Annotated in this window: 30 protein-coding genes; 19 read left to right on the forward strand and 11 right to left on the reverse strand. The window is 70.0% G+C overall.

Features of this window, described 5'->3' with window-relative positions; genetic code table 11:
- The first annotated feature begins 89 nt into the window (after positions 1-89).
- Positions 90-2,714: an AfsR/SARP family transcriptional regulator gene (locus tag IEZ09_RS16895; RefSeq protein WP_189254654.1), complete on the forward strand. Its 2,625-nt coding sequence runs from the start codon at positions 90-92 to the stop codon at positions 2,712-2,714.
- Here IEZ09_RS16895 and IEZ09_RS16900 read toward each other — a convergent pair.
- Positions 2,711-4,681: an MDR family MFS transporter gene (locus IEZ09_RS16900; RefSeq protein ID WP_229812631.1), complete on the reverse strand. Its 1,971-nt coding sequence runs from the start codon at positions 4,679-4,681 to the stop codon at positions 2,711-2,713. The genes IEZ09_RS16895 and IEZ09_RS16900 overlap by 4 nt on opposite strands.
- Positions 4,682-4,834: 153 nt before the next feature.
- On the opposite strand from IEZ09_RS16900, the gene IEZ09_RS16905 reads away from it, so the two are divergent.
- The 3 genes from IEZ09_RS16905 to IEZ09_RS16915 are packed head-to-tail and all read left to right on the forward strand — an operon-like array spanning position 4,835 to position 7,172.
- Positions 4,835-5,167 carry a putative quinol monooxygenase gene (locus tag IEZ09_RS16905; RefSeq protein WP_189254655.1) on the forward strand — a complete coding sequence of 111 codons (333 nt, stop codon included), beginning with the start codon at positions 4,835-4,837 and terminating at the stop codon, positions 5,165-5,167.
- 41 nt (positions 5,168-5,208) lie between these two features.
- Positions 5,209-5,487, forward strand: coding sequence for a hypothetical protein (locus IEZ09_RS16910; RefSeq protein ID WP_189254656.1), 279 nt, complete (start codon positions 5,209-5,211; stop codon positions 5,485-5,487).
- The gene (locus IEZ09_RS16915) at positions 5,484-7,172 is read left to right on the forward strand and encodes a GMC family oxidoreductase (RefSeq protein ID WP_189254657.1); all 1,689 of its coding nucleotides are present in this window, start codon (positions 5,484-5,486) and stop codon (positions 7,170-7,172) included. Before IEZ09_RS16910 ends, IEZ09_RS16915 begins: the two co-directional genes overlap by 4 nt.
- Here IEZ09_RS16915 and IEZ09_RS16920 read toward each other — a convergent pair.
- Positions 7,072-7,524 carry a hypothetical protein gene (locus IEZ09_RS16920; RefSeq protein ID WP_189254658.1) on the reverse strand — a complete coding sequence of 151 codons (453 nt, stop codon included), beginning with the start codon at positions 7,522-7,524 and terminating at the stop codon, positions 7,072-7,074. The genes IEZ09_RS16915 and IEZ09_RS16920 overlap by 101 nt on opposite strands.
- Before the next feature lie 94 nt (positions 7,525-7,618).
- Between IEZ09_RS16920 and IEZ09_RS16925 the strand changes: the two genes are divergently transcribed.
- Positions 7,619-7,996 (forward strand): YciI family protein, encoded by a 378-nt coding sequence (locus IEZ09_RS16925; RefSeq protein ID WP_189254659.1) that lies wholly within the window; start codon positions 7,619-7,621, stop codon positions 7,994-7,996.
- 130 nt (positions 7,997-8,126) lie between these two features.
- Here the strand turns inward: IEZ09_RS16925 and IEZ09_RS16930 are convergent, their stop codons facing one another.
- The 3 genes from IEZ09_RS16930 to IEZ09_RS16940 are packed head-to-tail and all read right to left on the reverse strand — an operon-like array spanning position 8,127 to position 10,380.
- Entirely contained in the window at positions 8,127-8,792 is a 666-nt protein-coding gene (locus tag IEZ09_RS16930) for a CE1759 family FMN reductase (RefSeq protein WP_189254660.1), read from the reverse strand.
- Positions 8,789-9,226 carry a MarR family winged helix-turn-helix transcriptional regulator gene (locus IEZ09_RS16935; protein ID WP_189254661.1) on the reverse strand — a complete coding sequence of 146 codons (438 nt, stop codon included), beginning with the start codon at positions 9,224-9,226 and terminating at the stop codon, positions 8,789-8,791. Before IEZ09_RS16935 ends, IEZ09_RS16930 begins: the two co-directional genes overlap by 4 nt.
- The gene (locus IEZ09_RS16940; protein ID WP_189254662.1) at positions 9,223-10,380 is read right to left on the reverse strand and encodes an LLM class flavin-dependent oxidoreductase; all 1,158 of its coding nucleotides are present in this window, start codon (positions 10,378-10,380) and stop codon (positions 9,223-9,225) included. The genes IEZ09_RS16935 and IEZ09_RS16940 overlap by 4 nt, the downstream gene beginning before the upstream one ends.
- Before the next feature lie 132 nt (positions 10,381-10,512).
- Here IEZ09_RS16940 and IEZ09_RS16945 point away from each other — a divergent pair, with 132 nt between their 5' ends.
- Positions 10,513-12,042, forward strand: a complete 1,530-nt coding sequence (locus tag IEZ09_RS16945; protein ID WP_189254663.1) for a nucleotidyl transferase AbiEii/AbiGii toxin family protein — start codon at positions 10,513-10,515, stop codon at positions 12,040-12,042.
- Here IEZ09_RS16945 and IEZ09_RS16950 read toward each other — a convergent pair.
- Positions 12,039-12,695: a type 1 glutamine amidotransferase domain-containing protein gene (locus IEZ09_RS16950; protein ID WP_189254664.1), complete on the reverse strand. Its 657-nt coding sequence runs from the start codon at positions 12,693-12,695 to the stop codon at positions 12,039-12,041. The two genes, IEZ09_RS16945 and IEZ09_RS16950, sit on opposite strands and share 4 nt — an antisense overlap.
- Before the next feature lie 56 nt (positions 12,696-12,751).
- On the opposite strand from IEZ09_RS16950, the gene IEZ09_RS16955 reads away from it, so the two are divergent.
- A complete protein-coding gene (locus IEZ09_RS16955; RefSeq protein WP_229812632.1) occupies positions 12,752-13,645 on the forward strand; it encodes a LysR family transcriptional regulator in 894 nt (297 codons plus the stop codon).
- Positions 13,646-13,652: 7 nt separating this feature from the next.
- On the opposite strand, the gene lexA is transcribed toward IEZ09_RS16955, so the two are convergent.
- Positions 13,653-14,306, reverse strand: coding sequence for a transcriptional repressor LexA (gene lexA, locus IEZ09_RS16960; protein ID WP_189254665.1), 654 nt, complete (start codon positions 14,304-14,306; stop codon positions 13,653-13,655).
- Positions 14,307-14,364: 58 nt separating this feature from the next.
- On the opposite strand from lexA, the gene IEZ09_RS16965 reads away from it, so the two are divergent.
- From IEZ09_RS16965 to IEZ09_RS17000, 8 genes are all read left to right on the forward strand, one after another.
- Positions 14,365-14,928 (forward strand): GNAT family N-acetyltransferase, encoded by a 564-nt coding sequence (locus IEZ09_RS16965; protein WP_189254666.1) that lies wholly within the window; start codon positions 14,365-14,367, stop codon positions 14,926-14,928.
- Positions 14,929-14,998: 70 nt separating this feature from the next.
- Positions 14,999-15,589: an RNA polymerase sigma factor gene (locus IEZ09_RS16970; RefSeq protein WP_189254667.1), complete on the forward strand. Its 591-nt coding sequence runs from the start codon at positions 14,999-15,001 to the stop codon at positions 15,587-15,589.
- Positions 15,582-16,640, forward strand: coding sequence for a CU044_5270 family protein (locus IEZ09_RS16975; protein ID WP_189254668.1), 1,059 nt, complete (start codon positions 15,582-15,584; stop codon positions 16,638-16,640). Before IEZ09_RS16970 ends, IEZ09_RS16975 begins: the two co-directional genes overlap by 8 nt.
- A 198-nt stretch (positions 16,641-16,838) precedes the next feature.
- A complete protein-coding gene (locus IEZ09_RS16980) occupies positions 16,839-17,606 on the forward strand; it encodes a DUF4142 domain-containing protein (protein ID WP_189254669.1) in 768 nt (255 codons plus the stop codon).
- 83 nt (positions 17,607-17,689) lie between these two features.
- Positions 17,690-18,829, forward strand: coding sequence for an AI-2E family transporter (locus IEZ09_RS16985; RefSeq protein ID WP_189254670.1), 1,140 nt, complete (start codon positions 17,690-17,692; stop codon positions 18,827-18,829).
- Positions 18,830-18,852: 23 nt separating this feature from the next.
- Positions 18,853-19,350 carry a peptide-methionine (S)-S-oxide reductase MsrA gene (gene msrA, locus IEZ09_RS16990; protein ID WP_189254671.1) on the forward strand — a complete coding sequence of 166 codons (498 nt, stop codon included), beginning with the start codon at positions 18,853-18,855 and terminating at the stop codon, positions 19,348-19,350.
- A complete protein-coding gene (locus IEZ09_RS16995) occupies positions 19,329-19,826 on the forward strand; it encodes an MOSC domain-containing protein (RefSeq protein WP_189254672.1) in 498 nt (165 codons plus the stop codon). The genes msrA and IEZ09_RS16995 overlap by 22 nt, the downstream gene beginning before the upstream one ends.
- On the forward strand, positions 19,823-20,542 hold the full coding sequence (locus IEZ09_RS17000; RefSeq protein WP_189254673.1) for a polysaccharide deacetylase family protein: 720 nt from the start codon (positions 19,823-19,825) through the stop codon (positions 20,540-20,542). Before IEZ09_RS16995 ends, IEZ09_RS17000 begins: the two co-directional genes overlap by 4 nt.
- Here the strand turns inward: IEZ09_RS17000 and IEZ09_RS17005 are convergent.
- Together IEZ09_RS17005 and IEZ09_RS17010 are read right to left on the reverse strand one after the other, a co-directional pair.
- Positions 20,539-21,411, reverse strand: a complete 873-nt coding sequence (locus IEZ09_RS17005) for an SDR family NAD(P)-dependent oxidoreductase (protein ID WP_229812633.1) — start codon at positions 21,409-21,411, stop codon at positions 20,539-20,541. The two genes, IEZ09_RS17000 and IEZ09_RS17005, sit on opposite strands and share 4 nt — an antisense overlap.
- Positions 21,411-22,136 carry an SDR family oxidoreductase gene (locus tag IEZ09_RS17010; protein WP_189254674.1) on the reverse strand — a complete coding sequence of 242 codons (726 nt, stop codon included), beginning with the start codon at positions 22,134-22,136 and terminating at the stop codon, positions 21,411-21,413. The genes IEZ09_RS17005 and IEZ09_RS17010 overlap by 1 nt, the downstream gene beginning before the upstream one ends.
- Before the next feature lie 93 nt (positions 22,137-22,229).
- On the opposite strand from IEZ09_RS17010, the gene IEZ09_RS17015 reads away from it, so the two are divergent.
- Positions 22,230-22,901, forward strand: coding sequence for a TetR/AcrR family transcriptional regulator (locus IEZ09_RS17015; protein ID WP_189254675.1), 672 nt, complete (start codon positions 22,230-22,232; stop codon positions 22,899-22,901).
- Position 22,902: 1 nt separating this feature from the next.
- On the opposite strand, the gene IEZ09_RS17020 is transcribed toward IEZ09_RS17015, so the two are convergent.
- On the reverse strand, positions 22,903-23,649 hold the full coding sequence (locus IEZ09_RS17020) for an NPP1 family protein (protein WP_229812634.1): 747 nt from the start codon (positions 23,647-23,649) through the stop codon (positions 22,903-22,905).
- A gap of 139 nt (positions 23,650-23,788) precedes the next feature.
- Between IEZ09_RS17020 and IEZ09_RS17025 the strand changes: the two genes are divergently transcribed.
- On the forward strand, positions 23,789-24,415 hold the full coding sequence (locus IEZ09_RS17025) for a GNAT family N-acetyltransferase (RefSeq protein ID WP_229812635.1): 627 nt from the start codon (positions 23,789-23,791) through the stop codon (positions 24,413-24,415).
- Positions 24,416-24,597: 182 nt separating this feature from the next.
- Here IEZ09_RS17025 and IEZ09_RS17030 read toward each other — a convergent pair whose 3' ends face one another.
- A complete protein-coding gene (locus IEZ09_RS17030) occupies positions 24,598-24,954 on the reverse strand; it encodes a MerR family transcriptional regulator (RefSeq protein WP_189254678.1) in 357 nt (118 codons plus the stop codon).
- Between the two features lie 47 nt (positions 24,955-25,001).
- Here IEZ09_RS17030 and IEZ09_RS17035 point away from each other — a divergent pair, with 47 nt between their 5' ends.
- On the forward strand, positions 25,002-25,505 hold the full coding sequence (locus tag IEZ09_RS17035; RefSeq protein WP_189254679.1) for a polysaccharide deacetylase family protein: 504 nt from the start codon (positions 25,002-25,004) through the stop codon (positions 25,503-25,505).
- An 8-nt stretch (positions 25,506-25,513) separates the two neighbouring features.
- Positions 25,514-26,959, forward strand: coding sequence for an argininosuccinate synthase (gene argG, locus IEZ09_RS17040; protein WP_189254680.1), 1,446 nt, complete (start codon positions 25,514-25,516; stop codon positions 26,957-26,959).
- Positions 26,960-26,983 lie beyond the last annotated feature (24 nt).

Here is a 26,983-nt window from a genome sequence, read left to right on the forward strand (position 1 = left end):
TCTGATGTCCGGGGCCCTCCTGCCACCGGCAAGGTTGCCCCTTTGATCAGGAACGAACCTAGGATGAACCTTGAATCCGCTGCTGAGGGGTGATCTTGGAGTTCGGGCTGCTCGGTGCCGTGGAGGTGCGCAACCGCGGCGCGCTGGTCGACGTGGGCCACGTCCGGCAACAGTCGGTGCTGGTCGCGCTGCTGGTCGAGGAGGGACGTCCGGTCCCGGTGGACCGGTTGCTCGACCGCGTCTGGGGTGAGCGGGCGCCGCTGAGGGCCCGCGAGACGCTCTACGGGTACGTGTCGAAGCTGCGCAAGCTGCTCGGGCTCGACATCGAACGTTCACCCGCCGGCTATCGCCTGAACGTGGCCACGGCCCAGGTCGATCTGTTCCGCTTCCGCGCACTCGTGCGGCTGGGCGCGCTCGACGAGGCGCTGGGCCTGTGGCGCGGTGACGCTGTGGAGGGGCTCGACTCGCCGTGGTTCGACGCGCTGCGGGAAAGTCTGCACGCCGAACGTTTCGCCGCCGAACTCGACCGCAACGACGCCGCGCTCGCGCAGGGGCGGCACGCCGCGCTGCTGCCCGTGCTGCGGCGCATGGCGGACGAACGGCCGCACGACGAACGCCTTGCCGCGCAACTGATGCTGGCGCTGCACCTGTCGGGCAACGACGCCGAGGCGTTGCGGCAGTACGAAACCGTGCGCCGGGAGCTCGCCGACGAGCTCGGCGCGGATCCGAGCAAACCGCTGCAGGACGTGCACCAGCGGATCCTCGCCGGAGAGTCCGCCCGTGCGGAGTGCCGGCCGCTGCAGCTGCCCGCGCCGCAGCCGTGGTTCACCGGCCGCGAGGAGGAACTGGCCGCGCTGGACGCGCCGGAAACCGTCGTGATCACCGCGATCGGCGGCACGGGAGGCATCGGCAAGACCGCGCTGGCGCTGCACTGGGCGCACCGGCACGCCGACGACTTCCCGGACGGCCAGCTGTACGTGAACCTGCGCGGCTTCGACCCGGCAGCCGAGCCGACGCCGCCGGAGACGGTGCTGCGGGAGTTCCTGGAGGCGCTGGGGGAGGAGATGATTCCCGAGGGCCTGGACGCGCGGGCCGCCCGGTATCGCAGCCTGATGGCGGGCAGGCGGATGCTCGTCGTGCTCGACAACGCCCGATCCACCGAGCAGGTCGTGCCGTTGCTGCCGGGGCCGGACGCGACGGTGCTGGTCACGAGCAGGCTCAAGCTCGCGGGGCTGGTGGCGGCGCACGGCGCCAGGTCGGTGTCGCTGGACGTGCTGAACTCCGCCGACGCGCAGGCGTTCCTGCGGGCCAGGCTCGGCGCCGACCGGGTGGCGGCCGAGCCGGAGGTCGTCGCGGACCTCGTGACCTGGTGCGGTGGCCTGCCGCTGGCGTTGTCGATCGTCGCCGCGCGTGCCGCGATGGAGCCCGACTTCCCGCTGGCGGTGTTCGCGGAGGAACTGCGGGAGCAGCCGCTCGACGCGCTGGACGCGGGCGAGATCGGCACGAACCTGCGCGCGGTGTTCTCGTGGTCCGTGGCGGCGCTGTCGGACGAGGCGGCGCGGGCGTTCGCGCTGCTCGGCACGGTGGGCACGGCGGACGTGTCGCTCCCAGCCGTGGCGGCGCTGCTCGACCGGTCCGTCCCGCGAACCAGGATGGTGTTGCGGGAACTGGAGAACACCTACCTGCTGCAGCAGCACGTGCCCGGCCGGTACCGGATGCACGACCTGGTCGGGTTGTACGCTGCCGACCTGGAGGCCGACGCGGGGTCGCGTCTGCTGGACTTCTACGCGGCGACCGCGCGGGCCGCGGCGGCGAGGCTGGAACCGCACAAGCCGTTGCCGGAGCACGAAAGCGGCCACTCACTGTCCTTTGCGGACAATGCGGACGCGATGGCGTGGTTCGACGCGGAGCACGACTGCCTGACGACCACGCAGCGGCGCGCGTTGGACAGCGGCGCGTTCGAAGTGGCGTGGCTGCTCGGCCGCACGATGAACAGCTACTACTCGCGTCGCGGCCGGACGTCCGACGACGTCGACGCCTGGCTGATCGCCCTGCGGGCAGCCGAGGTGTTGCAGGACGGCGCGAAGCAGGCGGCGGCGCACATGTGCCTGGGCCTGGGCTACGTCGAGCTGGGCCGGTCGTCGCTGGGACACCGCCACTTCGAGCGCAGCCTGGAGTTGTTCGCGCAGACCGACGACCACGTGGCGCAGGGCAGCGCACACCGGGCGATGGCGTGGGCGGCCGAGTTCGAGGGCGACCTGGGCAGGGCGCTGGAGCACTCGCTGGCGGGGCTCGCGAAGTTCCGCGCGGCCGGGTCGGAGATCCGCGAGGCGGAGTCGCTGAACGAGGTCGGCTGGCGGTACGCGTGCCTCGGCCGGTACGCGGAGGCGCGGGCCTACTGCGAGGACGCCATGGTGCTCAACGACAAGCTCGGGCACACCGAGGGCGCGGCGGCCACTTTGGACAGTCTGGCGCACATCGCCCACCACGACGGCCGGCACGCCGACGCCCTCGCGCACTACCGCGAGGCCCTGGCGCTGTACCGGGAGCTGGACAACTCCGCGGAGGAGGCCACCGTCCTGGAGCACCTCGGCGACGTGCTGTTCGCGACGGGGTCGGAAGGCGAGGCGCGCGAGCAGTGGAGGCGGGCGTTGGAGCTGTACGAGAAGCAGGGCCGCGCCTCGGAAGCCGCGGCCCTGACGGCTCGCCTCTAGACCCTGCTCATCTGGCGCCCGCTCTCGATCAGCTCGGCGGTGAACGAGTCGAGCGCCTCGGCGAAGTCGCGCTGGTCCGGCTCGTGCCAGTCTTCGAGCTGGTCGAGCAGCCAGCCCCGCCACGCGCGCACGAGCTGCGTGAACACGTCGGCGCCCCGGTCGGTGAACCGGTAGCCGCCGTCGTCGAGAGCGAGGTGTCCCGACTCGACCAGCGCCCGCGCGGTCGGCTCGAAGATGCCGCCCGGCACCTCGGTCATCTCGGCGATCTCGTCGAGCGTCGCGACGCCGTCGTCCGTCGACGCCCGGTAGATCCGCCCGAGCAGCCACGCCTGTTCCAGCGGCAGGTCGACGCCGGACCTGCGCAGCACCGCCATCCCGGGGTCCTCCGCGGACTTCGAGACCACGGTGGAGACCAGCTTGCGCAGTTCGTCGTAGGAGTTCGACGGCGGCGCGGCGAAGCTCTCGCCCACACCGCTGTTGCCGGTGGCGGCGGCACGGCTCGTGTCCCGCAGCGGCACCTGCGGCAGGAAGAACGCGACCAGCAGCGCGACCAGGCCGATCGGCGCGGCGATGAGGAACATCGTCTGCACGGTTTCCGCGTAGCCGGCGACGATCGGCGCCCTGATCGCGTCGGGCAGCGCGTGGACGGCGGCCGGGCTCGCGATGGCGCGCGGGTCCACGCCCTGCGGCACGACGAGGTGCTCCGGCAGCTGGTTCGCGTAGATCGTGCCGAAGATCGCGACGCCGAACGAGCTGCCCATCGTGCGCAGGAAGCTGATGCCGGACGTGGCGACGCCGAGGTCGGCGTAGCTGGTGGTGCTCTGCACGACGATCATCGGCACCTGCGCCACCAGGCCGATGCCCGCGCCGAGCACGACCATGAAGGCGCCCATCGCCCAGTAGCTGGTGCCGGCGTCCAAAAAGGACAGCAGGAAGATGCCGGCGGCGAGCCCCGCCGACCCGGCGAGCGGGAAGGCCTGGTACCTGCCGGTCCGGCTGATCGTGTTGCCGGTGAGCAGCGCCGTGGCCATCAGCCCGGCGATGAGCGGCAGCATCCACAGCCCGGACGCGGTGGCCGACTCGCCGCGCACGTACTGCAGGTAGATCGGCAGGTAGGTGATGCCACCGAGCATCGCGAACCCGACGACGAAGCTCAGGATGCCCGACACCGTGAACACCCGGCTGCGGAACAACCTCATCGGCAGCATCGGCTCGGCGGCCCGTTGCTCGACGAACACGAAGGCGGTGAGGAGAACGAGCGAGCCCGCCGCCATCCACAGGATCGTCGGTGACGTCCACGGGTACTCGGTGCCGCCCCAGCTCGTGACCAGCGTCAGCCCCGTCGCCGCGAGCGCGATGAGCGCGATGCCCGCGTAGTCGATCTTCGGGCGACCGTCCGCCTTGATCGTCGGCAGGGCGGCGAGGGCTACTCCGATGACGGCGACGCCGAGCGGGATGTTGACGTAGAACGCCCACCGCCAGCTCAGATGGTCCACGAACAACCCGCCCAGCAACGGCCCGGCGACCGTCGCGATGCCGAACACGGCCCCCGCGAACCCCTGGAACTTGCCGCGTTCCCGCAGCGGCACGACGTCCGCGATGATCGCCGTCGCGGTCACCATGAGGCCGCCCCCGCCGAGCCCCTGGACCGCGCGGAACGCGATCAGCATGCCCATCGACTCCGACCAGCCCGCGAAGAACGACCCTGCGAGGAACAGCACGACGCTGACCAGGAACGTCTTCTTGCGCCCGTAGAGGTCGCCGAACTTGCCGATCAGGACCGTCATGACGGTCTCGGCGAGCAGGTACGACGTCACCACCCACGACAGGTGCGCGCCGCCGCCGAGCTCGGCGACCATCGTGGGCAGCGCCGTGGAGACGATCGTCTGGTCGAGGGCGGCCAGCAGCATGGCGAGCAGGACGGCCGCGACGACCAGGTTCCGCCTGCGGGTGTCGATCTCGGGCACCCGGCGATGATCGCGCAGGTCGGGTGGACTCGCAGGCCGGCCTGGTGGTCACCACGCCGCGGAGCTCCTACGTTGTGGATGAACGGAACCTTCGTCCACCTGGGGTGAATGAAGGTTCCGTTCATCCACGGAAATCACCCGACGGAGGCCGTCTTGATCTTCATCACCGCCAAGTTCCGGGTCCTGCCCGAGTACGCCGACACGTGGCCCGAGATCTCCCGCGCCTTCACCGAGGCCACCCGCGCCGAGCCCGGCTGCCTGTGGTTCGACTGGTCGCGCAGTCTCGACGACGAGACCGAGTACGTGCTCGTGGAGGCCTTCCGGGACGGTGACGCGGGTGCGGCGCACGTGCAGTCCGCGCACTTCAAGGTCGCGCAGGCCGAGCTGCCGCCGTACCTGCAGGAGACGCCGAAGATCGTGAACGCGGTGCTGGAGCAGGACGACTGGTCGCTGCTGGGCGAGATGGAGGTTGCGCCACGCGGGTGAGAGGCCGGGCGTGACGCGGCCCGGCGGTCGAGGATGGCCCGATGGACGCCTTCGTGGAGTTGTCCGCCGAGCTGACCGGGTTCTCGGCGGAGGAGCTGAGGTCGACCGGACTGGTCGAGCAGTACGCCGTGCTGGCGCGGGACGCCTCGCCGGCCGAGATCATCCAACTCTGGTACACCGGTGTCTGGCGCGGGGTGGTCCCGAGTGCCCGCGCCTACGCCGAGGGGCTCGCGTGGAAGGCCGTCGGGGTGGCCGCGCCGGGCACGGCGGGTCCCGGCTTCGGCAGCTGGGAGCGCAGACCCAGAAGCAGCGCCGGATGAGAGCCGTGGTCGTCGGGGCCGGGTTCGCCGGCTCGCTGATCGCGAAGGTGCTGGGGGACAACGGGTTTCGCGTCATCGTCCTCGAAGCGGGGGCCGAGACCGGCCACGACGAGGCGGTGCGCGCGTTCCGGACCGCGCTCGTCAAGACGCCGCTCGCGCCGTATCGCCGGACGGTGGCGGCGCCGTCTAGCGACTACCTGATCAACACCGGGCCGTTCGCCTACGCGAGCCCGTACCTGCGGGCGAACGGCGGCACCGGCTCCGTCTGGGTCGGCATCACGCCCCGCATGCACCCCGAGGACTTCCGCACCGCGGATCTCGGCCGCGGCCGCAACTGGCCGATCGGCTACGACGACCTGGAGCCCTACTACCGCGCGGCGGAGTGGGAGATCGGGGTCGCGGCCGACGCCGACGAGCAACGGCAGCACGTTCCCGTCGCGGGCGGGTACGTCTATCCGATGCACGCCTTGCCGCGCACGTACCTCGACCACGTGGTGGCGTCCGTTGTGGACGGTGCGAGCATCGACGGGCACGAGCTGCTGGTCACCGGCACACCGCAGGCACGCAACGGCGTTCCCACAACGGGCTACCGGCCGGACGGCAACCGTTGCGCGGGATTCGCGAGCTGTGTGCCGGTGTGCCCGGAGAACGCCAAGTACACGCCGCACCGCACCCAGAAACGCTGGTCGCCCACCGTCGAGCTGCGCACCAGATGCGTGGCGAACCGGGTCCACGCCGACGAGTTCGGGCGCGTCACCAAGGTCAGCTATCAGCGCTACGAGGACGACACGACCGGCCGTCACACGCGGCACGAGGTCGAGGCGGACGTCGTCGTACTGGCCGCGCACGCCATCGAGAACGCCAAGCTGCTGCTCCTGTCCGGCCTGGCGAACAGCAGTGACCAGGTCGGCCGCAACCTGATGGACCACCCCGCCCTGCTGACGTGGGCGCTGATGCCGCACCCGGTCGGGCCGTTCCGCGGACCGGGGTCGACGACGAGCATCGAGGCGTTCCGCGCGGGAGGGGAACGCGGCACGCGGGCACCGTTCCGCATCGAGATCGGCAACTGGGGCTGGGGCTGGCCTGCGGGCAGCCCGGACACCGACACGGCCGAGTTCGTCGCGGCCGGCCTGCGCGGCAGGGCACTGCGCCAGGCCGTGGCGGACCGGGTCGGCAGGCAGTTCACGCTGCAGTTCGAGATCGAGCAGGAGGCCGACCCGGCGAACCGGGTCACGCTGGCAACCGAGTGCGACGCCCTGGGCAACCCGCGGCCGAGCGTCCACTACGACCTGTCCGGCTACGTGAAGGACGGTCTGCTGGCCGCGAAACGGGTGTCGGACCGGCTGTTCGAGCTGCTCGGCGCCGAGGACCACACCTCGTACAAGCCGGACGACGAGCGGTACTTCGAGCACGACGGCGAGCCGCTGCGCTACTGGGGCGCTGGGCACGGCGGCGGCACGCACGTGATGGGGTCCTCGCCGCGCGACTCGGTCGTGGACCAGTGGCAACGCTGCTGGGACCACCCCAACCTCTACGCGGTGGGGTGCGGCAGCATGCCGTCGCTCGGCACGTCCAACCCGTCGCTCACGATGGCCGCGCTGGCGCTGCGGACGGCCGACCACCTGGTGTCGCGCCGCGCCGGGCTGCTCGCTGAACCAGCAGGATCGCGGCCCCCACCGCGATGACGACGACGCCGTTGCCGAACGCCCAGAGCACCGCGTGGTCGTGCACGACCTCACGGGAGACGGCCGGGTCGCGGAACACGGGGTTGACCTGCGTGATCAGGAGGATCTTCATCGCGATCGAGACCGCGAGGCACCCGAGTGCGGGCCACGGCGCACGCGTGACGACCGCCAGGACCACCCCGAGCGGCCCCCACGGCAGGTAGTAGTAGACCGGGCTGCCCGCCGCGAACACGCCGACCAGCGAGCCCGGTCGCGGGTCGGCCAGCAGCTGCGGGTTCCACACGACCTGCTCGTAGAGGTTGCCGAAGAACCACATGCTCAGCAGGGGCACGACGAGCCTGGAAAAGATCACCGGTCCATCATGGCGAAATGTCGAAACGACCGTGACGCCGATCGACGCAGGTGTGGCGGCCCGACGCCGCCGTACCGAGATCAGGGGAGATGCCATGCGGTTTCTGTTGATGCACCGGGTCCCGGAGGACGCCGACGCGGCGTGGAAGGCGAGTCCGGAGCTTCATCGGCGGATGAACGCGTTCGTCGACAAGCTGGACGCGAACGGTGTGTTCCTCGGCGGTGAGGGCGTGCACAAGCCGTCCACCGGAGCGGCCGTGCGCAGGCGCGGTACCGAGATCTCCTCGACCGACGGCCCGTTCGCCGAGGCGAAGGAGGTCATCGGCGGGTTCATGATCATCCAGGCGAAGGACCTCGCCGAGGCCAAGTCCGTCGCGGAGGAGTACATCACCTGTTTCGCGGGCGTGGAGGAGATGTCCGTCGAGGTCCGGCAGGTCGTCGAACCAGAGGAGATCCCCCAGCTCCTGGCCTAGGTAGCGAGCACGGTCCGCCCCGATGGGGCCGCACGTCCAGCGCCGCGAGGACGTGCGGCCCCGCGCCGCCACGAGTTCTTCGAGCTCCGCCTGCGGCACGCGTTGCCGCAGCCGGGCGGAAGGTCGTGCCCTACGCGTGACCGCCCGCGGCGAGGCGCATCAGGTCCGAGTCGAGGTCGATCGACAGCTCGGTGCCGCCCGCGCTGCCGAACTCGTGCTGGTAGCGGCCCCACGACTCGCTGCGCACCTGCTTCTCGAACCCGGCGGCCATGAGCGCCACCAGTTCGAGGGCCGCGCGGTCGATGCGCTTGTTCAGCGCGTTGTCCTGCCAGTCCTCGGTCGAGGCGAACAGCGACGTCGGCACCACGACGGTCCGCAGGTAGGCGAAGAGCCCGCGCATCTGGTCGTCGACCACGAGGGCGTGCCGTGCCGTGCCGGCGGTGGCGGCGAGCACGACGGGCTTGGCGATCAGCAGGTCGTTGTCCAGGATCTGGAAGAACGACGTGAACAGCCCGCTCGCGCCCGCCTTGTAGACGGGGGTGCTCGCGACGATGCCGTCCGCGTGCTGCAGAGCCTTGATCGCCTTCTGCAGCTTGGCGCCGATGTGGTTGGACACCAGCGCGTTCGCGATCTCGCCTGCCAGCTCGCGCAGCTCGACGACCTGGACGTCGACCTCGTACTGCTTCTCGGCCGCGAGCGTCGCCACGCGCTGGGCGGCGCGGTCGGCGAGCAGGCGGGTGGACGACGGGTCGCTCGTGCCGGCCGAAACCACGACGAGCGTGAACTGTTCGGTCATTTCTCCTCGCTCTGTGCCCGATCTTGGGCGAGCTTGCCGGTGATGGCGGCGAGCTGCGAAAGTTCTTCCGGTGTCAGCACGCTCAACGCGCGGGTGACGCTGCGAGCGTGCGGACGGCCGATCTCCTGCTGGGTCTTGCGACCGTCCGGGGTGAGCGAGAGGCGCACACCCCGGCGGTCACCGGGGTCCGTGCAGCGGTCCACCAGCCCGCGGTCGACCAGGCGGTCGACCATGCGGGACAGCGCGGGCTGGCTCAGCAGCACGTGGCGGTTCAGCTCACTCATCCGCAGTGGACTGTCGCATTTGGACAAGGTGTAGAGGACGTCGTACTCCCTCATCGTCAGGTCGCCCCAGACGTCCTCTGCGTTGAACCGCTTCATCAGCACGGCGTAGGCCCTCATCAAGGACTCCCACGCCTCGTTCGCTCGCGTCATTCCGAGTCCTGGTACGGCGAGCCGCCCGTGACGTTGTCACCCCGGTTGGCGTTCGGCCGCGGCTGACGCGCGGGCTGGTCACCGTACTTCTCCTTGACGCGCAGGGCGTGCGTCGGCGGCTTGGCGGTCTCCGGGTCCTGGCGCGACTCGATCTCCTTGCGCAGCACCGGAACCACCTCCTCGCCCAGCAGGTCGAGCTGGTTCAGCACGGTCTTCAGCGGCAGGCCCGCGTGGTCCATCAGGAACATCTGGCGCTGGTAGTCGCCGAAGTGCTCGCGGAAGGTCAGTGTCTTGTCGATGACCTCCTGCGGGCTGCCGACCGACAGCGGCGTCATCTCCATGAAGTCCTCCATCTTCGGGCCGTGCCCGTAGACGGGGGCCTCGTTGAAGTACGGCCGGAACTCGTTGATCGCGTCCTGCGACCGCTTCGCGATGTAGGCCTGACCGCCGAGGCCGACGATGGCCTGCTTCTCCGTGCCGTGGCCGTAGTGCGCGTACCGCTGGCGGTAGAACTTGATCAGCCGCATGTAGTGCTCTTTCGGCCAGAAGATGTTGTTCGCGAAGAAGCCGTCGCCGTAGTAGGCAGCCTGCTCCGCGATCTCCGGCGTGCGGATCGAGCCGTGCCACACGAACGGGGGCACGTCGTCCAGCGGCCGCGGCGTGGAGGTGAAGCCCTGCAACGGGGTGCGGAACTTGCCTTCCCAGTCGACGACGTCCTCGCGCCACAACCGGTGCAGCAGGTTGTAGTTCTCGAGCGCCATCGGCAGGCTCTGCCGGATGTCCGCCCCGAACCACGGGTAGACCGGCGCGGTGTTGCCGCGGCCCAGCATCAGGTCCATGCGGCCCTTCGCCAGGTGCTGCAGCATCGCGTACTCCTCGGCGATGCGCACCGGGTCGTTGGTGGTGATCAGCGTCGTCGCGGTGCTGACGATCAGCTTCTTGGTCTTCGCCGCGATGTGGGCGAGCAGCGTGGTGGGCGCCGACGAGAAGAAGGGCGGGTTGTGGTGCTCGCCGATCGCGAACACGTCCAGTCCCACTTCTTCGGCCTTCTCCGCGATCTGCACGATCGCGTCGATGCGCTCGGCCTCGCTGGGGGTCTCGCCGCTGACCGGGTCCCTGGTGATGTCGCTCACCGAGAACACTCCGAACTGCACGATCCCCGCCTCCTTCTGTCGGAAGTTCTATGCGTTTGCATCTACCTTAACGCACGCACCCCCGAGGTATTCCCATTGCGCCGATCACATCCCTGCGAGCTAGGGTCAGCGCCCTCAGCGGAGGGGGAAGCCGTGTTCTCGGGTGAGTTCGAGCTACATCTGACCGGGTCGGAGTGGCAGGTCGACGAGCTGGCCGCGTTCGCCGCACGCCACCAGGTCAAGTTCAGCCACATCGAGCTGCACCAGGGCGAGGTGCCGTCGCAGCCGATGCTGACGATCGGCGCCACCGGCACGCTCGACGAGGTCCGGGCGGTCGCGGCGCAGTGGCGGCGGAAACTGTTCGAGGCCGAGCTGCACGTCGTGCGGGTGAAGATCGAGGCGGCGCCGTGGAACGACGGCGTGCCGCAGTCCGATGAGGACGCCGACCCCGCGCTGTACTTCGAGCACCACGTCAAGGTCCTCATGTCCGGGACGTGGCACGACTGGTACGCGCGCATCCTCAAGGCCGTTGACGGGCACGAGGCGCACGTGTCGCAGAACGCCCGCCGCAAGTACGAGAACGGCACCCAGGAGCGGTTCGTCACGCAGCGGTGCTTCGGCGTCGGGCGCGACACCGCGAAGCAGAACCTCGCGGCGCTGCTCGCAGACCTCGAAGAGTTCGCCGTGCTGGAGGTCGAGGAGGAGTACGTCGTCGACGACGACGCGCTGCACATCGACAACGGCTGGATCCACGGCACGTACCACTGGTGGCGCAGCCGGGACGAGCGGATGCGGCAGGCGCCCGCGAACGCGCGTGACTTCCCGGTGACCTACAGCCCGCTCCAGGTGAAGCCGGGACAGGACATCCAGCAGCGCGCCGTGTTCGACCCAGCGCTCAAACAGCACCGGAACGCCTTCCGGGCCGGCGAACCGAGGTTCGGCGACCCGGCGGACGGCGCGCGGTGGCTCGCGGGGCGCAGGCGGGCGATGGCCCGCCTGCTGCACCTGATCGGGAAGACCCGGTGGCGGGACAACCTCGTGCTGCGCGGCAGCGTCGTGATGCGGGAGTGGTTCGGCGACGCCGCGCGGGAGCCCGGTGACATCGACTTCGTGGTCACCCCGCGCAGCATCGCGTTCGGTGGCGAGGAGGCCGACGAGCTCATCGACGGCATCACCTCGAAGGTCGTGCGCAATCCGGGCCCGGTGCTGCTGCCCGGCCCGTTCGACACCGAGCCCATCTGGACCTACGAGCGCGTGCCCGGCCAGCGGGTGCTGTTCCCGTTCGAGGTCGAGGGCCTGCCGCACGGCGCGATCCAGGTCGACCTCGTGTTCGACGAGGAGCTGCCGATCGCGCCGGAACCCCTGCGGATCGCCGGCACGACGCTGTTCGCCGCGAACCAGGAGCTGTCGCTCGCGTGGAAGCTCCAGTGGCTCATGACCGACAGCTATCCGCAGGCCAAGGACCTCTACGACGCCGCGTTGCTCGCCCGGCACACCACCGTGGACACCGGTCTCGTCATCGGGTTGCTGGAGCCGGAACTGGGTGCCCGCGCGCTCGACTTCGACCGCAGGTCCGTGCTGGAGATGGACCACGTCGACTGGGACAACGCGCCGACCGAGCTGCCGGTCACCAAAGCCGACGAACCGGCGCTGCTGGAGCGGATCGCGGCGGCCCTGCGTTAGATCAGGGCGGCGACCTTCGTCGCGGTGGCCGCGGTGGACTGCGGGTTCTGGCCCGTCACGAGCCTGCCGTCCACGACCACCGTGCTCGACCACGGTTCACCCGTCGCGAGCCGAGCGCCCAGCTCCTCCAGCCGTCCCGCGACCGAGTAGGGCACGTTCAGGCCGCCCTGGCGTTCCTCCTCGTCGCTGAACACCGCCATCTCCTTGCCCGCGAACACGAACGAGCCGTCCGCGCGCACCGCGCTGAGCAGCCCGGCCGGGCCGTGGCACAGCGCCGCGACCAGCTTGCCGCTGTCGTGGAACTCCGCCAGCAGCGCGCCCAGCGTCTTGTCGAACGCCAGGTCCGTCATGGGACCGTGGCCGCCGGGCAGGTAGATGGCGTCGAAGTCGGCGGCGTTCATCTCTTCGAGCACCGCCGGTGCGCGCAGGTCGTGCAGTGACGCGACGGCCTCGTCGAACGTGCCGTCCAGGCTCGCCTTGTCGACGGTGGGCACGACACCGCCGGGCGTCGCGATCGTGACCTCGACGCCCTCGGAACGCAGCACGCGCACCGACTCGACGACCTCTTCGGCCCAGAACCCCGTGGGGTGGCTCGTGCCGTCCGCCAACGTCAGCGAGTCGGCGCCGGACACGACCATCAGCAACTTCTTCATGGCACCCATGTCATCACGAATCCTTCATGAACGTCGGCGCTGCTATAAGCTTCCTTATGGCTGAGAAGTTGACGGACCTCGATCTGCTGGTGACTTTCCTGGAGATCTACCGGGGTGGTTCGATCACCGCCGCCGCGACCAGGCGCGGGCTGACCCAGCCCGCGGTGAGCGGTCAGCTCGCCAAGCTGGAGAAGGAGCTCGGCGCACCGCTGTTCGTCCGCGGCAGCCGGGGCGTCACCGCCACACCGCGAGCCGAGGAACTGGCCCGCCGCGTCGGGCCCCATCTCGACCAGCTGAGAAGCGCGCTCGACCCCGCGCCCGCCGTCGAAGGCACGGTGCGGATCGGGGGAGCGGCCGAGTTCATGACCGCGCGCGGCCTGCCCGCACTCACCCCGCTGACCCGGTGCGGCCTCCGGTTCGAGATCACCCTCGGCCTCGCGAACGACCTCCTCGACGCCCTGAGGTCCGGGCGGCTCGACGTCGTGCTGTCGGCGGTCCGGCCCGGTCCCGGCTTCACCGCGACGCCGTTGACCGACGAGGAGTTCCTGCTGGTGGGGCCACCACTGCTGGCCAGAACCGTGGACCAGGCGCTGCTGCGCGACGATCCGGCACGCGCCCTCGAACACCTGCCGCTCGTGGCCTACTCGGACGAGCTGCCGATCATCCGCCGGTACTGGCGCAGCGAGTTCGGCAAGCGTCCGAAGAACGCCGTGGCCGTCGTCGTCCCCGACCTGCGCGCGGTCCTGGCCGCCGTGATCGCCGGAGCGGGCGTGTCCGCGTTGCCGCGCTACCTCGCGGAGCCCGCGCTGACCGCCGGGTCCGTCGAGCTGCTGCACCAGCCGGAGGTCCCGCCGCTCAACACCCTCTACCTGGTGACCCGCGGAACACCCGCTCCCGCCGTGCTGGCCGTCGCCGAGCACCTCGTGGAGCGCGACTGGGGCGTGCTCTGACGCGGTCTCAGACGCTGCGCAGCACGGACACGACGACGCCGAGGACGACCGCCCTGTCGCCGTCGATGACGGGGTAGTCCGGGTTGCGCGGCTCGAGGTACACGTGGCCGCCCCGGCGCTGGTAGACCTTGACCGTCGCCTCCTCGTCGATCATCGCGGCGACGATCTGCCCGTTGTGGGCCTCGTGCGTCTGCCGGACGACGACCATGTCGCCGTCGCAGATCGCGGCGTCGACCATCGAGTCGCCGCGCACGCGCAGCGCGAACACGTTGCTGCCCCGGCCGACCAGGCCGCGCGGCAGGTTCAGCACGTCGTCCACGTGCTCGATGGCGGAGATCGGCGTACCGGCGGCGATGTCACCGACGACGGGCACCGAGATCGAGTCCTCGGAGACCTGCGCGGACGCCGTCTCGTGCAGGAAGACCCGCACGTCCATCGGCCGCGTGACCGACGAGCCGCGCTTGAGGAAACCCTTGTCCTCCAACGCGGCCAGGTGCTTGGACACCGAGGAGGACGACTTGAGGCCGACGGCGTCGCCGATCTCGCGGGTGCTGGGGGAGTAGCCGTGCTCGACGACCCAGTCGCGGATGGCGAGGAGGATCTTCTGCTGGCGTTCCGGCAGCACCGTCGTGTCGAGGTCGAGATCGTCGTAGGCGGTCACCGGGCAGATGGTAGTAATCCGGTTGCCGGACACGATCGGGTGGTCGTTTGATCAAGCCATGACGTCTGCCTGGGTGGGGAAGCTCGTACGTCTGCGCGCGGTGGAGCCGGAGGACTGGGAGGTCTTCCGCGAGCTCGACCAGAACACCGTGGACGAGCGGAGGGGGTCGATGATCCGTCCGCCGCGGTCGGCAGCGCGGAAACGGGAGTGGGCCGAGCAGACCGCGCTGAAGCAGGACGACGACACTTTCGTGCTCGCGATCGAGACGCTGGCCGCCGGCGTGCTCGTGGGGACGGTGTCCACGGCCCTCGTCGACCGCCGCGCCGGACGGTTCATGTACGGCATCGCGCTGGGCAGTGAGCACCACCGCCGCGGCTATGCGACGGACGCCGTGCCCTTGCTGCTGAACTTCATGTTCGGCGAGCGGCGGTTCCACAAGTGCGAGGCGGGCGTCTGGGCGTTCAACGAGCCTTCTCTCGCGTTGCAGCGCAAGCTCGGCTTCACGGAGGAGGGCCGGCTGCGCGACCACGAGTTCTTCGCCGGCCGCCACCACGACGTCGTGCTGTTCGGGATGACGGCGCCCGAGTTCGCCGCCCGCCACCCGTTCCCGAGCGAACTCTGATCTCCGCCGCCACGATGTGGCGGTGAGCACACGCCGGGAACGCTCCTGGGGCCTGCGGCCAGGTAGGGGTGTGCGAAGCGACGTGGCGCCCGTGGCGCTGACACCGGAAGTGGCGCCCGCCGTGCTCGACGAGGCCGCGCTGCTGACCCTCTACGAGTCGACGGCCGAGCGGCTGCACCGCTACGTGGCCAGGCGCGTCGGTGCCGACACCGCACAGGACGTGGTGTCCGAGGCCTTCCTGGTGCTGTGGGACCAGCGCGCCGGTCAGGTCTACGAGGCCGACGCCGTGCGCGCGTGGCTCTACGGCGTGGCGACGAACCTGCTGCGCAACCACGTGCGCGCGGAGGAACGCAAGCTGCGTGCGTGGAGCAAGGCCCACGCGGCCCGCGTCGACGAGGGCGACATCGGTGAGCGGGCGAGCGCGGCGGCGGACGCGGACCTGCTCGCCGGGCCGCTGACCGCCTGGCTCGCCGAGCTGCGCGTCGAGGAACGCGAGGTGCTGCTGCTGCACGCCTGGGCGGACTTCGCCCCTGCCGAGATCGCCGTGGCGCTCGACGTCCCGGTGGCCACCGTGCGCACCAGGCTGCACCGTGCCCGCGCCCGGCTGCGCACCCGCATCGCCGCCACCGACCACACCTTCTCCGAGGACAGCCATGTCTGAGCCCACCAAGCCAGAGACCCTCGACCGAGTGCTCGACGCGGCGCTGGCCCGTGCCGCCGACGAGCCCGTGCGGTTCGACGTCACCGCGGGCAGGAACGCGCTGGCAGCCGCTTTGCAGGCACGTGCGGCGGAACCCGTTGCCGTCGAACGCCGTCCGCGCCGCCGGGTGCGCTGGCTCGCCGCCGCGGCCGCCGTCGCCGTGCTGACCGGCGGTTCCCTGGTCGCGTCGACCGTCGACCTCACCGGCGTCGGCAGCAACTCCGCGACCGCCGCCGAGGAGCTGATCCACGCCGCCGACCTCGCCTCACGCGTCGTCGAACGGCCCATCGCCCCTGGTCAGTACCGCTATGTGCGCTCCAGGTACGAGGGCATCACCAGGGCGTGGGGCTCGGACGAGGCGTGGACCACCGACATGGTGAACGAGCAGTGGATCCCCGCTGACCGCCGCGACGAGTGGATGCTGAGGTTCACGATCAACTCGGTGGCGTGGGTGCCGGGCCACGAGGGTCAGGGCACGCCGGACTCCGGCCCGTTCAAGAACGGTGACGAGTTCCGCGGCAAGTGCGGCAAGTACTCCTACTACGCAGAAGGCCAGCCGGACCGCTGCACCAACGCCACGTTCCACAACCCGACGCCCGAGTTCATCGCGGCGCTGCCCAAGGACCCGAAGGAACTGCTGGCCAGGCTCAGGGAGGAGGGGCACGCCGACGACGCGGGCGCGTTCATGCAGGCTCTCGACGCGTTGCGGTCGGGCCAGTACCCGGCCGAGGTGCGCGCGAACCTCTTCCGCGCGCTCGCCCTGCTGCCGGGGCTGGTCGTCACCGACAACCGGGCGAACCTCGACGGCAAGGAAGGCGTGGCTCTCGGCAAGAAGTACTACGACAACTTCACCGAGATCATCATCGACCCGGACAACGGTGACTTCATCGGGACCAGGGAGGTCATCGCCGAGGACCAGTCGGGGGACCAGGGCACGATGAAGAAGGGCACGGTCATCTCCTCCTCCGCGGTGACGTCAGCACTCGTGGGCTCCCTGGGCGCCCGCCCGTAAACCCGCAACCCTGGAGTTGCGCATCTTCGGGGGATGTGCAACTCCGGGGTTGCGCTTGTTGGTCGACGTGGGGAGTTCGTCGTGCCGTGGGCCGGGTCGAACGAGAGGCGCTGATCGAGGCCTCGGCTTTGGTAACGAACCGATAACCATTGCACTGTGCAACGGTCAGCGCGTGTGCCGTCGTCCGTACCTCCCGGCATGCGGACACTGCTCATCACCCTGCTGGTCATCCTGATGGGTGCACCACCCGCGGTCGCGCAGCCGGACTTCGGCCCCGACTACGTCCAGACGCAGTTCGGCCCGATGGGCCCCGCCGGCCGCGACCTGCTGCAGAAGGTGGCACTCGCCGGGTTGTGGGAGGGCCCCGCCGGCCGGATGGGCCTGCAGAAGTCGGCCAACCCGAAGGTGCAGGAGGCGAGCAGGCACCTCGTCGAGGGCCACGCCGACCTGGACCGGCGAACCGCCGAACTGGCCCGCACGCTGAACGTGCAGCTGCCCACCCGGCCCAACGAGGCGCAGCAGGGCTGGCTGAACGAGATGTCCGCCGCGCCCGCGCGCAGCACCGAGTTCGACAAGATCTTCGCGAACCGCCTCCGCGCCGCGCACGGCGTGGTCTACAAGTTCCTGGCCCAGGTGCGCACCGGCACGCGCAACACGGCCATCCGCGACTACGCCAAGGTGTGCATGGACACCGTGCTCGACCACATGACGGTGCTCGAAGCCACCGGGATGGTCGACTTCAACGACACCGAGGCGATCCCGCTGGCGTTGGTCGCGCAGCCTTCCCCGGCCGCACCGACTCCGCCGCGTGCGGCAGCGAAGGTGGTTCCGCAGACCGCCGCCCCGCAGCGCCAGAAGGAAGGGGGCGTCTCCGACGGTCTGATCGGGTTCGCCGTGCTGGTGGCGGCCGGGGTCGCGATCTGGCTGTGGAGCGGCGGGCGGAGCAGTCGCCGGATGCACCCGTAGCGCTCGGCGGTGTGGCAGGCCTCGCCGAGGCGTAGTTCGCGTGTCTGTTACCCGATCGGGCTAGATCACGACAGACTGTCCGCGTGGAACGGGAACGCAGGTGGGCGGACAAGGGTGAGGCCATCGGGCACGGCGTGAGCTGGCTCGCGCGGTGGAGTCTGCGGGTCGCGCTGGCCGCGCTCGGCTTCTGGATGGTGCTGTGGCTCGTCGGGCAGCTGTGGGTGGTCGTGATGCCCGTGCTGCTCGGGTTGCTGATCACGACGGTCCTGTGGCCGCCCGCCCGGTGGTTGATGTCGAAGGGGCTGAACTCGGCGCTGTCGGCGACGATCGTGCTGGTCGTCGGGCTGGTGGTGCTGGGTGGGGTGATCGCGGCGATCTCCACGTCGATCGCGTCCGGTGTGCCGGAGATCGCGCAGAGCGCCCAGGAGGCGTTGCAGCAGGCGCAGAAGTGGGCGGCAGGGCCTCCGCTCAACCTCGCCGACACGGATCTCGACCGGTTGATCGCTCAGGGGGTCGAGCAGGTCAAGTCGAGCATCGGGTCGATCGCGAGCGGGTTGCTGACCGGGGCTGGTGCGGTGACGTCCGGGGTCGTGACCGGGCTCGTGGCGTTGCTGCTCGCGTTCTTCTTCGTCAAGGACGGCATGCGGTTCACGCCGTGGCTGCGCGGGCTGATCGGTGAGCGCGCGGGCCTGCACGTCACGACCGTGCTGGAGCGGGTCTGGGTGACGCTCGGCAGCTTCATCCGCAGCCAGGCGCTCGTCAGCCTGATCGACGCGGTGTTCATCGGGCTGGGCCTGGTGATCCTCGGGGTGCCGCTCGCGGTCCCGCTGGCCGCGCTGACGTTCCTCGGCGGGTTCATCCCGATCGTCGGCGCGTTCATCGCCGGCGCGCTGGCCGTGCTGGTCGCGCTCGTCAGCAACGGGCTGACCACGGCGATCATCATGCTGATCATCGTGGTCGTGGTGCAGCAGGTCGAAGGCAACGTGCTGCAGCCGATCCTGCAGTCGCGGGGCCTGCGCCTGCACGCGGCGGTGGTGTTGCTCGTGGTGACCGCGGGTACCTCGTTGTACGGCATCGCGGGCGCGTTCTTCTCGGTGCCGGTCGCTGCCGCCGTGGCGGTCGTGCTGCGCTACCTGGGCGAGGTCATCGAGGCGCGGTCCGTAATAGTTACGTCACAGGTTGACGGGGATGAACCGGGAGAGACCGAACGTTCTCCTGAGTGAACACCGAGCAGAGGAGAACCACCGTGACGGAGAAGGCTGTTCTCGCGGGCGGCTGTTTCTGGGGCATGCAGGACCTGTTCCGCCGCCACCCCGGCGTCGTCTCCACCCGAGTCGGCTACACCGGCGACCCCAGCACGCCGAACGCCACGTACCGCCGCCACGGCAACCACGCCGAGGCCATCGAGATCGTGTTCGACCCCGAGCGGCTGAGCTACCGGCAGATCCTGGAGTTCTTCTTCCAGATCCACGACCCGACGACCCGCAACCGCCAGGGCAACGACATCGGCGCCAGCTACCGCTCGGCGATCTTCTACACCGACGACGCGCAGAAGCAGGTGGCCGAGGCGACCATCGCCGACGTCGACGCCTCCGGCAAGTGGCCCGGCAAGGTCGTCACCGAGGTCACGCAGGCGACGGAGTTCTGGGAGGCCGAGCCGGAGCACCAGGACTACCTGGAGCGCTACCCCAACGGCTACACGTGCCACTACGTGAGGCCGGAATGGCAGCTCGGCGAGAAGTAGAGATCGTCGCACTGCACGTCTCAGCCGTGCACGCCTTCGAGGGCCGTCCGTCGGACGGCCCTCGTCCCGACCCGGAGCCCGTCGGGCGCGACCACGTCCGGCTGCGGGCCGGGCTCGGGATCGTCGGCGACCGGTTCTTCAACAACCCCGCGCACCACAACGCGGCGGTGACGGTGATCGCGGCCGAGTCGCTCGACCCGTGGCCGGTGGACCCGCTGGTGGCGCGGCGGAACATCGTGCTGCGCGGGTTCGACGTGGACGCGCTGGCCCGCGGCACCGTGTTCAGCCTCGACACCGGGGACGGGCCGGTGCGGTTCGAGGTGCACCGGCCCGCCAGCCCGTGCGCCTGGATGGACGTCGTCGTCGCGCCGGGCGCGTTCAAGGCGTTGCGCGGCAAGGGCGGCAAGCGCTGCACGCCGCTCGACGACGGGGTGCTGCGCCTCGGGAAAGCGGCGCTGGCCATAGTGATCACATGAAGTGGTTGCGCCGCAAGCCGACGATCATCACCGCCACCGGTCTCGTCGTCGTGCTCGTCGCCGCGGTGGTGCTGTGGAACGTCAGCAGCTCCCGCACCTTCCAGTTCTTCGGGGAACTCGTCCACCGGGTCGACACCACCGAGAAGGTCGTGGCCCTGACCTTCGACGACGGCCCGGACCCGGCCGGCGCCCAGCAGGTCCTCGACACGCTGGACGAGGAACAGGTCAAGGCCACGTTCTTCCTCGTGGGCCGCGATCTGGAGAAGCACCCGGACCTGGGCAGGAAGATCGCGCAGGCGGGCCACGAGATCGGCAACCACACCTACAACCACCAGCGGATGGTCGGTGTGCTGCCCAGCACGGTGGCCAAGGAGATCGAGGACACCGACGCCCAGATCCGCAGGACGGGCTACCGGGGTGACATCCACTTCCGCCCGCCCAACGGCAAGAAGCTCTTCGCGTTGCCGCACTACCTGAGCGAGCACCACCGCAAGACGATCATGTGGGACGTGGAACCGGACTCCGCGGGCACGCCCACCGCCCAGCAGATCGAGCAGGACGTCCTCGACCGGACCAAGCCGGGCTCGATCATCCTGTTGCACCCCATGTACCAGTCCAGGGACCAGACCCGGCAGGCGCTGAAGCCCATCATCACCAAGCTCGGGGAGCGCGGTTTCCGGTTCGTCACCGTGTCCGCGCTCCTCGCCGGCCGTTAGATCAGGTCGGCCAGCTCCACCCGGCGCAGGAACTCGCTGCGCACCCGGTCCGCCACCTTGTTCACGACCTCGGCGCCGTCGTCGGACGGGTCGACGTGCACGCGGAACGGCGGCTTCTCGGCGTCGACCACGGACACGATCGCGTCGGCGACGGCCGAGACGGACGCCCACGACGGCTCCAGCTCGGCGAGACGGGCGCCCACCTGGTCCATCAGGCCGGGGTAGAACTCCTCGTAGGCGGCGGCCACGGCGGTGTCGGCGGGTGAGCCGCTGTGCGCGAAGTGGTTGGTGCCGTGGGTGAACGCACCCGGCACGACGATCGTGGTCTCGATGCCGAACCGGAGCAGCTCGGCGCGGTAGGAGACCGCGACCGCGTCCATCGCCGCCTTGGCCGCGAAGTACGGGGCCAGGTACGGGGGAGTGCCGCCGCGCGTCGACGAGGAACCCACCCACACGACGTGGCCGGAGCGCTGACGCCGCAGGTGCGGCAGCGCGGCGCGGTTGACCCGTTGCGTGCCGAGGACGTTCACGTCGTACAGGGCCGCGTACTGCTCCGGCGTGAAGGCCTCGGCCGGGCCGGTGACCATGTGCCCCGCGTTGTGGACCACGACGTCCAGACGCCCCTGCTCGGCGATGATCAGCGCGATGGCCGCGTCGGCGGACTCCTGCGACTGCACGTCGAGCTCGACGGCGTGCACGTCGACCCCGTTCTCGGCACCGAAAGCCCCGAGCTCGGCGACGGCCGGCGCGTTGCGGCCCGTCGTTTCCCTCATGCCGGCGTAGACGGTGTGGCCCGCGCGGGCCAGTGCTCGCACCGCGAGCGCACCGAAACCGCTGGACGCTCCCGTGACGACGATGACCTTGCCCATCAGATGATGCCTCCGTTCGCACGAACGACCTGACCGTTGATCCAGCGGGCCGGGCCCGCGAGGAAGGAGATGACCTCGGCGATGTCCTCCGGGGAGCCGATGCGCTCCAGCGGGGCCTGCTTCGCGAGGGTGTCGATCGTCGCCTCGTCCTTGCCCTCCAGGAACAGTGCCGTGGCGGTGGGGCCGGGGGCGACGGCGTTCACGGTGATGTCGCGGCCGCGCAGCTCGCGGGCGAGGACCAGGGTCAGCGCCTCGACGCCGCCCTTCGACATGGCGTAGGCGCCGTACTGGGGGAAGCGCAGGCCCACGACCGACGACGAGAGGTTGATGATCGCGCCACCGTTGCGCAGCTTCCTGGCCGCCTGCTGGGACACGACGAACGTGCCACGGGCGTTGGTGCGCATGAGGCGGTCGAAGACATCGAGGTCCATGTCCGCGACCGTGCCCAACGGCATGATGCCCGCGGAGTTCACGACGACGTCGACGCCGCCGAACGTCTCCGCGGCCAGGTCGAACGCCGCACCGAGAGCGATCTCGTCGGCCACGTCCGCCCGGGCGGCGATGGCCTGGCCGCCGGCCGCCTTGATCTCCTCGACCGCCTTGTCGGCCTCGGTCTTGTTGCCGGCGTAGACGATGACGACGGCCATGCCGTCCGCGGCGAGACGCTCGGCGGCGGCCCGTCCGATCCCCCTCGATCCACCGGTGACGATCGCAACGCGAGTCATGACAGTGCTCCTAGCTGGTGTTTCCGTCGCTAACACAACTAACGTATCACTGCTACCGAATCAGCGCTACCCCTGATGTGTTATCGTCGTTACATGGACACGAGAGAGCGGTTGGTGAAGGCCGCGGCCGAGCTGCTGATCGAAGGCGGCAAGGAAGCTGTCTCCACGCGCGCGGTGGCGTCGGCGGCAGGTGTGCAGGCACCCACGCTGTACCGGCTGTTCGGGGACAAGGACGGTCTGCTCGACGCCGTCGCGGCCTACGGCTTCTCCGACTACCTCGCGACCAAGCACGCGATGGGCGCGAGCGACAACCCGGTCGACGACCTGCGTCGCGGGTGGGAGCTGCACATCGGGTTCGGCCTGGCGCGGCCCGCGTTCTACCTGCTGATGTACGGCGAGCCGCGCAAGCGGGAGGCGCGGCTGGAGGCGGACGCGATGCTCCGCGAGATCATCAGCCGCATCGCGGCGGTGGGCCGGCTGACGGTCCCGGTCGAGCAGGCCGCGCAGTTCGTGCACGCGGCGGGCATGGGGGTCGTGCTGTCGTTGATCGCGACGCCGGAACCCGAACGCGACCTGGAGCTGATCACGTTCTCGCGCGAGCAGGTGATCAGGGCGATCACGACGGACGCCTCGCCGGACGAGCCGACGGACATCCCGAGCCGCGCGATCGCGTTGAAGGCGGCGCTGGAGGAGGACCCGCCCCTGATGCTGTCTCCAGCGGAACGGGCCCTCTTGGCCGAATGGCTCGACCGCGTCGCGAAATGAGCTACGCGTTCGGGTCGAACGGGATCCCGGCCGGCTTGGCGATGCCGAGGTTGTAGCTGAACGCGCTGTCCTTGATCGCGAGCGACGCGCTGCCGAAGTTGGCGTTCACCAGGATGTCGCGCACCCCGGCCGGGAAGCGGTCCCAGCTGACCAGGGCGGGGTACTGGTAGACCCCGTAGTGGTTCTCCGCGACCTCGGTGAAGCCCGCGAGGCGGAAGCAGTGCGTGCTGGCGCCGTCCTTGTGGTAGATGATCTTGGCGTGGGTGCCTTCCCACGCCACCTTGTCGCGCGAGTAGGTGCTGTACTTGCCGTGCGCGGACGTCGAGACGTACTGGGCCACGTCGTTCTGGACCCAGATGATCACGTGCTCGATGTCGTGGCGGTGGCCGCAGCAGTCCCAGCCCGGCACGGCCTGGTCCTTCTCGAAGTACAGGTCGTACAGGTAGGCGCACCAGCCGTTGTTGCACTTGGAGCGGCTGTAGGAGTTGGTGTTGTCCAGGTCGGAGCGGTCGTGGCAGTTGCCGTTGAGCGCGCCCGAGTTCTTCAGGCCCGTCGCCACCTGACCGGTCGGCGAGATCGCCGGGGTCGGGTAGCAACCGTCACCGTCGTAGTCGAACGCCGGCTGCCACTTGCCGTCCTCCGCCGCGAAACTGGCGGGAATGGCCTGCGGCGGGTCGGCGAGCGCGACGCCGGGCAGCAGGGCGGTGATCAGGAGCGCGCCGGTCAGCGCGGGCAGGAACTTCCTCAACAGTGGCCTCGATTCCGTGAGCAGGGTGCGGTGAGGCTTGCGAGGCAGAAGGTGGTACATGAACACAGTTCACGTCTAGGTGGTTTGCCAAATCTTTGCCGTAGCCGGAAGATCGTTCATGTCCTGGGGGGGGGATCTCGTGAAACTCGTCGCGGCCTCTTCGCTGACCGACGCCGAACTGGCGCAGGTCCGGCAGATCTACTTCGACGGCTTCGCGCCGCACCTCCGCGCGCCGGTGGAGAACCTGCTCGCCGACACCGCGCTGGTGCTGGTGGACTCGAAGCCGCTGGGCCTCGCGGTGCTGCGGGTGCTCGCCGAGACCGGCTGGGTCTACCTGCGCTACTTCGCCGTGGGGGAGAAGGGCCGCGGCCTCGGCGGGCGCCTGTGGGCACACCTGCGGGACGAGATGACCGGCGCCGGACACACCCGGATCATCTTCGACGTCGAGGACCCGGCCCAGCCCGGCATCAGCGCCGCCGAGGAGCTGATCAGGCACCGCCGCATCGCGTTCTACCGCCGGTTGGGCGCGGAGGTGCTGCCGGTCCGCGGCTTCCTGCCGCCGCAGGGCAGCGCCGGGCACCCGATGCTGCTGATGGCCGCCGACCACGTGCCGAACACCCCGCCGGCCGCCGAGGACTCGCGACGGATCGTGCTGGCGGTGTACGAGCACCGGTACGGGATGACGGCCGCCGATCCCGTCGTGGCCGAGACGCTGCGGCTGAGCGGTCTCGCAGCCGCGCCGAGCCGACCTTCCGGTACCCGCTGAACGTGACCGCCTTGCGGTCCACCCCGCGCTCCTTCACCAGGTGGCGCCGCACCCGGTCGCGAGCCCCGGCTCACCGCACGCCCAGCCGTAGTCCACAGTGGACAGGGCCTGGCCCTCGATCGCCTTCAGCACGGCGGATCCCGGCTCGCGGCAGGCTTGCCTGAGCCCTTCGGCGGTGACCGTCAGCCCTCCGCCGCCTCGATCACGTCGTCCAGCACATCCCGCGTGTTGTGCAGATCGGCGATCATCCGGTCGATCCGCTCGCGCTCCTTCTTGAGGTCCTCGACGAGCAACGGGGTGGCGATCTCGGACGGCCCGCCGTCGCTGTCGCGCAGGCACGGCAGCATCAGCGCGATCTTCCTGCTGGGCAGACCGGCGGCGAACAGCTCCTGGATCCTGATCACCCGATCGACCGCCGACTCGGGATACTCGCGCTGGCCGCCGGGTGTGCGCGTGGACGTCAGCAGGTTCTGCTGCTCGTAGTAGCGCAACGACCGCTCGCTCACGCCCGTGCGCCGTGCCAGTTCACCGATCTTCATCCTCGCCCCTTGAACCTGACACTGATGTCAGCTCCTACCGTCCCGCCATGACGGCGAACAGGCAAGCGACCTACGTCCTCCTCGACATCGCGAACGACCACGGCTGGCGCGACTACGGCGCGCGAATCGGCATCTGGCGCACCATCGACGCGCTCGACCGCCACGGCATCCGCGCCGGCGTCCCGCTCACCCGCGCGGCCGTCGAGCAGTACCCGCTGCTGCTCGAGGCCGGTGTTCCCCGTCGCTGGGTGTGGCTGGCGAGCGAGCCGGAGGCGATAGACGCCATCGAGCGTGCGACCGGCGAACGGCCGCGTGGCTGGTCCGGGCCAGCGCCCGCGCCGCCGGGTCTCTACCGGGTGAGTGAGCTGGACGCCCGCGCCGTGGTGCTGAGGCCGTTCGCGCGAGGGTGGCCGTTGCGGCACAAGCACCTCGGCCAGACGCTCGCCCGGCTCGCGGCGCGGCCCGATGTATGGCTCACTACCTGCGACGACATCGCTGAGGCGCAACTAACAGCCACCCCGACGTGCATGCCCATACATTGTCGTGCATAATTCTCGGCGTGTCCAAGGTGCTCACTTCACTTCCCGCCGGCGAACGCGTCGGCATCGCCTTCTCCGGTGGTCTCGACACCTCCGTCGCGGTCGCGTGGATGCGTGAGAAGGGCGCGGTGCCGTGCACGTACACCGCGGACATCGGTCAGTACGACGAGCCTGAGATCGACACGGTCCCCGGCCGCGCCGCCACGTACGGTGCCGAGATCGCGCGTCTGGTGGACTGCCGGTCGGCGCTCGTCGAGGAGGGTCTCGCGGCGCTCGCGTGCGGCGCGTTCCACATCCGCTCCGGTGGCCGCGCGTACTTCAACACCACTCCTCTCGGACGTGCGGTCACGGGCACGATGCTGGTGCGCGCCATGCTCGACGACGACGTGCAGATCTGGGGCGACGGCTCCACCTACAAGGGCAACGACATCGAGCGGTTCTACCGCTACGGCCTGCTCGCGAACCCGTCGCTGCGGATCTACAAGCCGTGGCTCGACGCCGCGTTCGTGACCGAGCTCGGCGGCCGCAAGGAGATGTCCGAGTGGCTGCAGGAGCGCGGGCTGCCCTACCGCGCCAGCACCGAGAAGGCGTACTCGACCGACGCGAACATCTGGGGCGCGACGCACGAGGCCAAGTCGCTCGAGCTGCTCAACGAGGGCATCGAGATCGTCGAGCCGATCATGGGCGTCAAGTTCTGGGACCCGTCGGTCGAGATCGCGACCGAGGACGTGACGATCGGCTTCGACCAGGGCCGTCCGGTCACCATCAACGGCAAGGAGTTCGGCAGCTCCGTCGACCTCGTGCTGGAGGCGAACACCATCGGCGGCCGTCACGGTCTGGGCATGTCCGACCAGATCGAGAACCGCATCATCGAGGCCAAGAGCCGCGGCATCTACGAGGCGCCCGGCATGGCGCTGCTGTACATCGCCTACGACCGCCTCGTGAACGCGATCCACAACGAGGACACCGTCGCGGCGTACCACAACGAGGGCCGCAAGCTCGGCCGGCTGCTGTACGAGGGCCGCTGGCTCGACCCGCAGGCGCTGATGATGCGCGAGTCGCTGCAGCGCTGGGTCGGCTCCGCGGTCACCGGCGAGGTCACCCTGAGGCTGCGGCGCGGCGACGACTACTCGATCCTCGACACGTCCGGTCCGGCGTTCAGCTACCACCCGGACAAGCTGTCGATGGAGCGCACCGAGGACTCGGCGTTCGGTCCCGTCGACCGCATCGGCCAGCTGACCATGCGCAACCTCGACATCGCGGACTCGCGCGCCAAGCTGGAGCTCTTCGCGAGCCTCGGCATGGTCGGCACCCGCCAGTCGGCGCTCATCTCGGCCCAGGCCGAGTCGACGAAGCTGATCGGCGAGGTGCCGGACGGCGGCGCGGAGGCCATCGCCTCGCGCGGTGAGGTCTCGGAGGCCGACGCGCTGCTCGACGCCGCGGCGATCGAGTCGGGAACGGACTGATTTCGCTGCTTCCGGCCCCGTTCG

This window comes from Lentzea flava, assembly GCF_014648475.1.
Taxonomy (GTDB): domain Bacteria; phylum Actinomycetota; class Actinomycetes; order Mycobacteriales; family Pseudonocardiaceae; genus Lentzea; species Lentzea flava.

Excerpts from the sequence above, each read along its gene's own strand:
- IEZ09_RS16910 (WP_189254656.1), top strand. The coding sequence starts at position 5,209 with ATGGACGCCTTCGTGGAGTTGTCCGCCGAGCTGACCGGGTTCTCGGCG.
- IEZ09_RS16915 (WP_189254657.1), top strand. The coding sequence starts at position 5,484 with ATGAGAGCCGTGGTCGTCGGGGCCGGGTTCGCCGGCTCGCTGATCGCG.
- IEZ09_RS16925 (WP_189254659.1), top strand. The coding sequence starts at position 7,619 with ATGCGGTTTCTGTTGATGCACCGGGTCCCGGAGGACGCCGACGCGGCG.
- IEZ09_RS16930 (WP_189254660.1), bottom strand. The coding sequence starts at position 8,792 with ATGACCGAACAGTTCACGCTCGTCGTGGTTTCGGCCGGCACGAGCGAC.
- IEZ09_RS16935 (WP_189254661.1), bottom strand. The coding sequence starts at position 9,226 with ATGACGCGAGCGAACGAGGCGTGGGAGTCCTTGATGAGGGCCTACGCC.
- IEZ09_RS16950 (WP_189254664.1), bottom strand. The coding sequence starts at position 12,695 with ATGAAGAAGTTGCTGATGGTCGTGTCCGGCGCCGACTCGCTGACGTTG.
- IEZ09_RS16955 (WP_229812632.1), top strand. The coding sequence starts at position 12,752 with ATGGCTGAGAAGTTGACGGACCTCGATCTGCTGGTGACTTTCCTGGAG.
- IEZ09_RS16965 (WP_189254666.1), top strand. The coding sequence starts at position 14,365 with ATGACGTCTGCCTGGGTGGGGAAGCTCGTACGTCTGCGCGCGGTGGAG.
- IEZ09_RS16975 (WP_189254668.1), top strand. The coding sequence starts at position 15,582 with ATGTCTGAGCCCACCAAGCCAGAGACCCTCGACCGAGTGCTCGACGCG.
- IEZ09_RS16980 (WP_189254669.1), top strand. The coding sequence starts at position 16,839 with ATGCGGACACTGCTCATCACCCTGCTGGTCATCCTGATGGGTGCACCA.
- IEZ09_RS16995 (WP_189254672.1), top strand. The coding sequence starts at position 19,329 with ATGGCAGCTCGGCGAGAAGTAGAGATCGTCGCACTGCACGTCTCAGCC.
- IEZ09_RS17000 (WP_189254673.1), top strand. The coding sequence starts at position 19,823 with ATGAAGTGGTTGCGCCGCAAGCCGACGATCATCACCGCCACCGGTCTC.
- IEZ09_RS17005 (WP_229812633.1), bottom strand. The coding sequence starts at position 21,411 with ATGGGCAAGGTCATCGTCGTCACGGGAGCGTCCAGCGGTTTCGGTGCG.
- IEZ09_RS17010 (WP_189254674.1), bottom strand. The coding sequence starts at position 22,136 with ATGACTCGCGTTGCGATCGTCACCGGTGGATCGAGGGGGATCGGACGG.
- IEZ09_RS17015 (WP_189254675.1), top strand. The coding sequence starts at position 22,230 with ATGGACACGAGAGAGCGGTTGGTGAAGGCCGCGGCCGAGCTGCTGATC.
- IEZ09_RS17030 (WP_189254678.1), bottom strand. The coding sequence starts at position 24,954 with ATGAAGATCGGTGAACTGGCACGGCGCACGGGCGTGAGCGAGCGGTCG.
- IEZ09_RS17035 (WP_189254679.1), top strand. The coding sequence starts at position 25,002 with ATGACGGCGAACAGGCAAGCGACCTACGTCCTCCTCGACATCGCGAAC.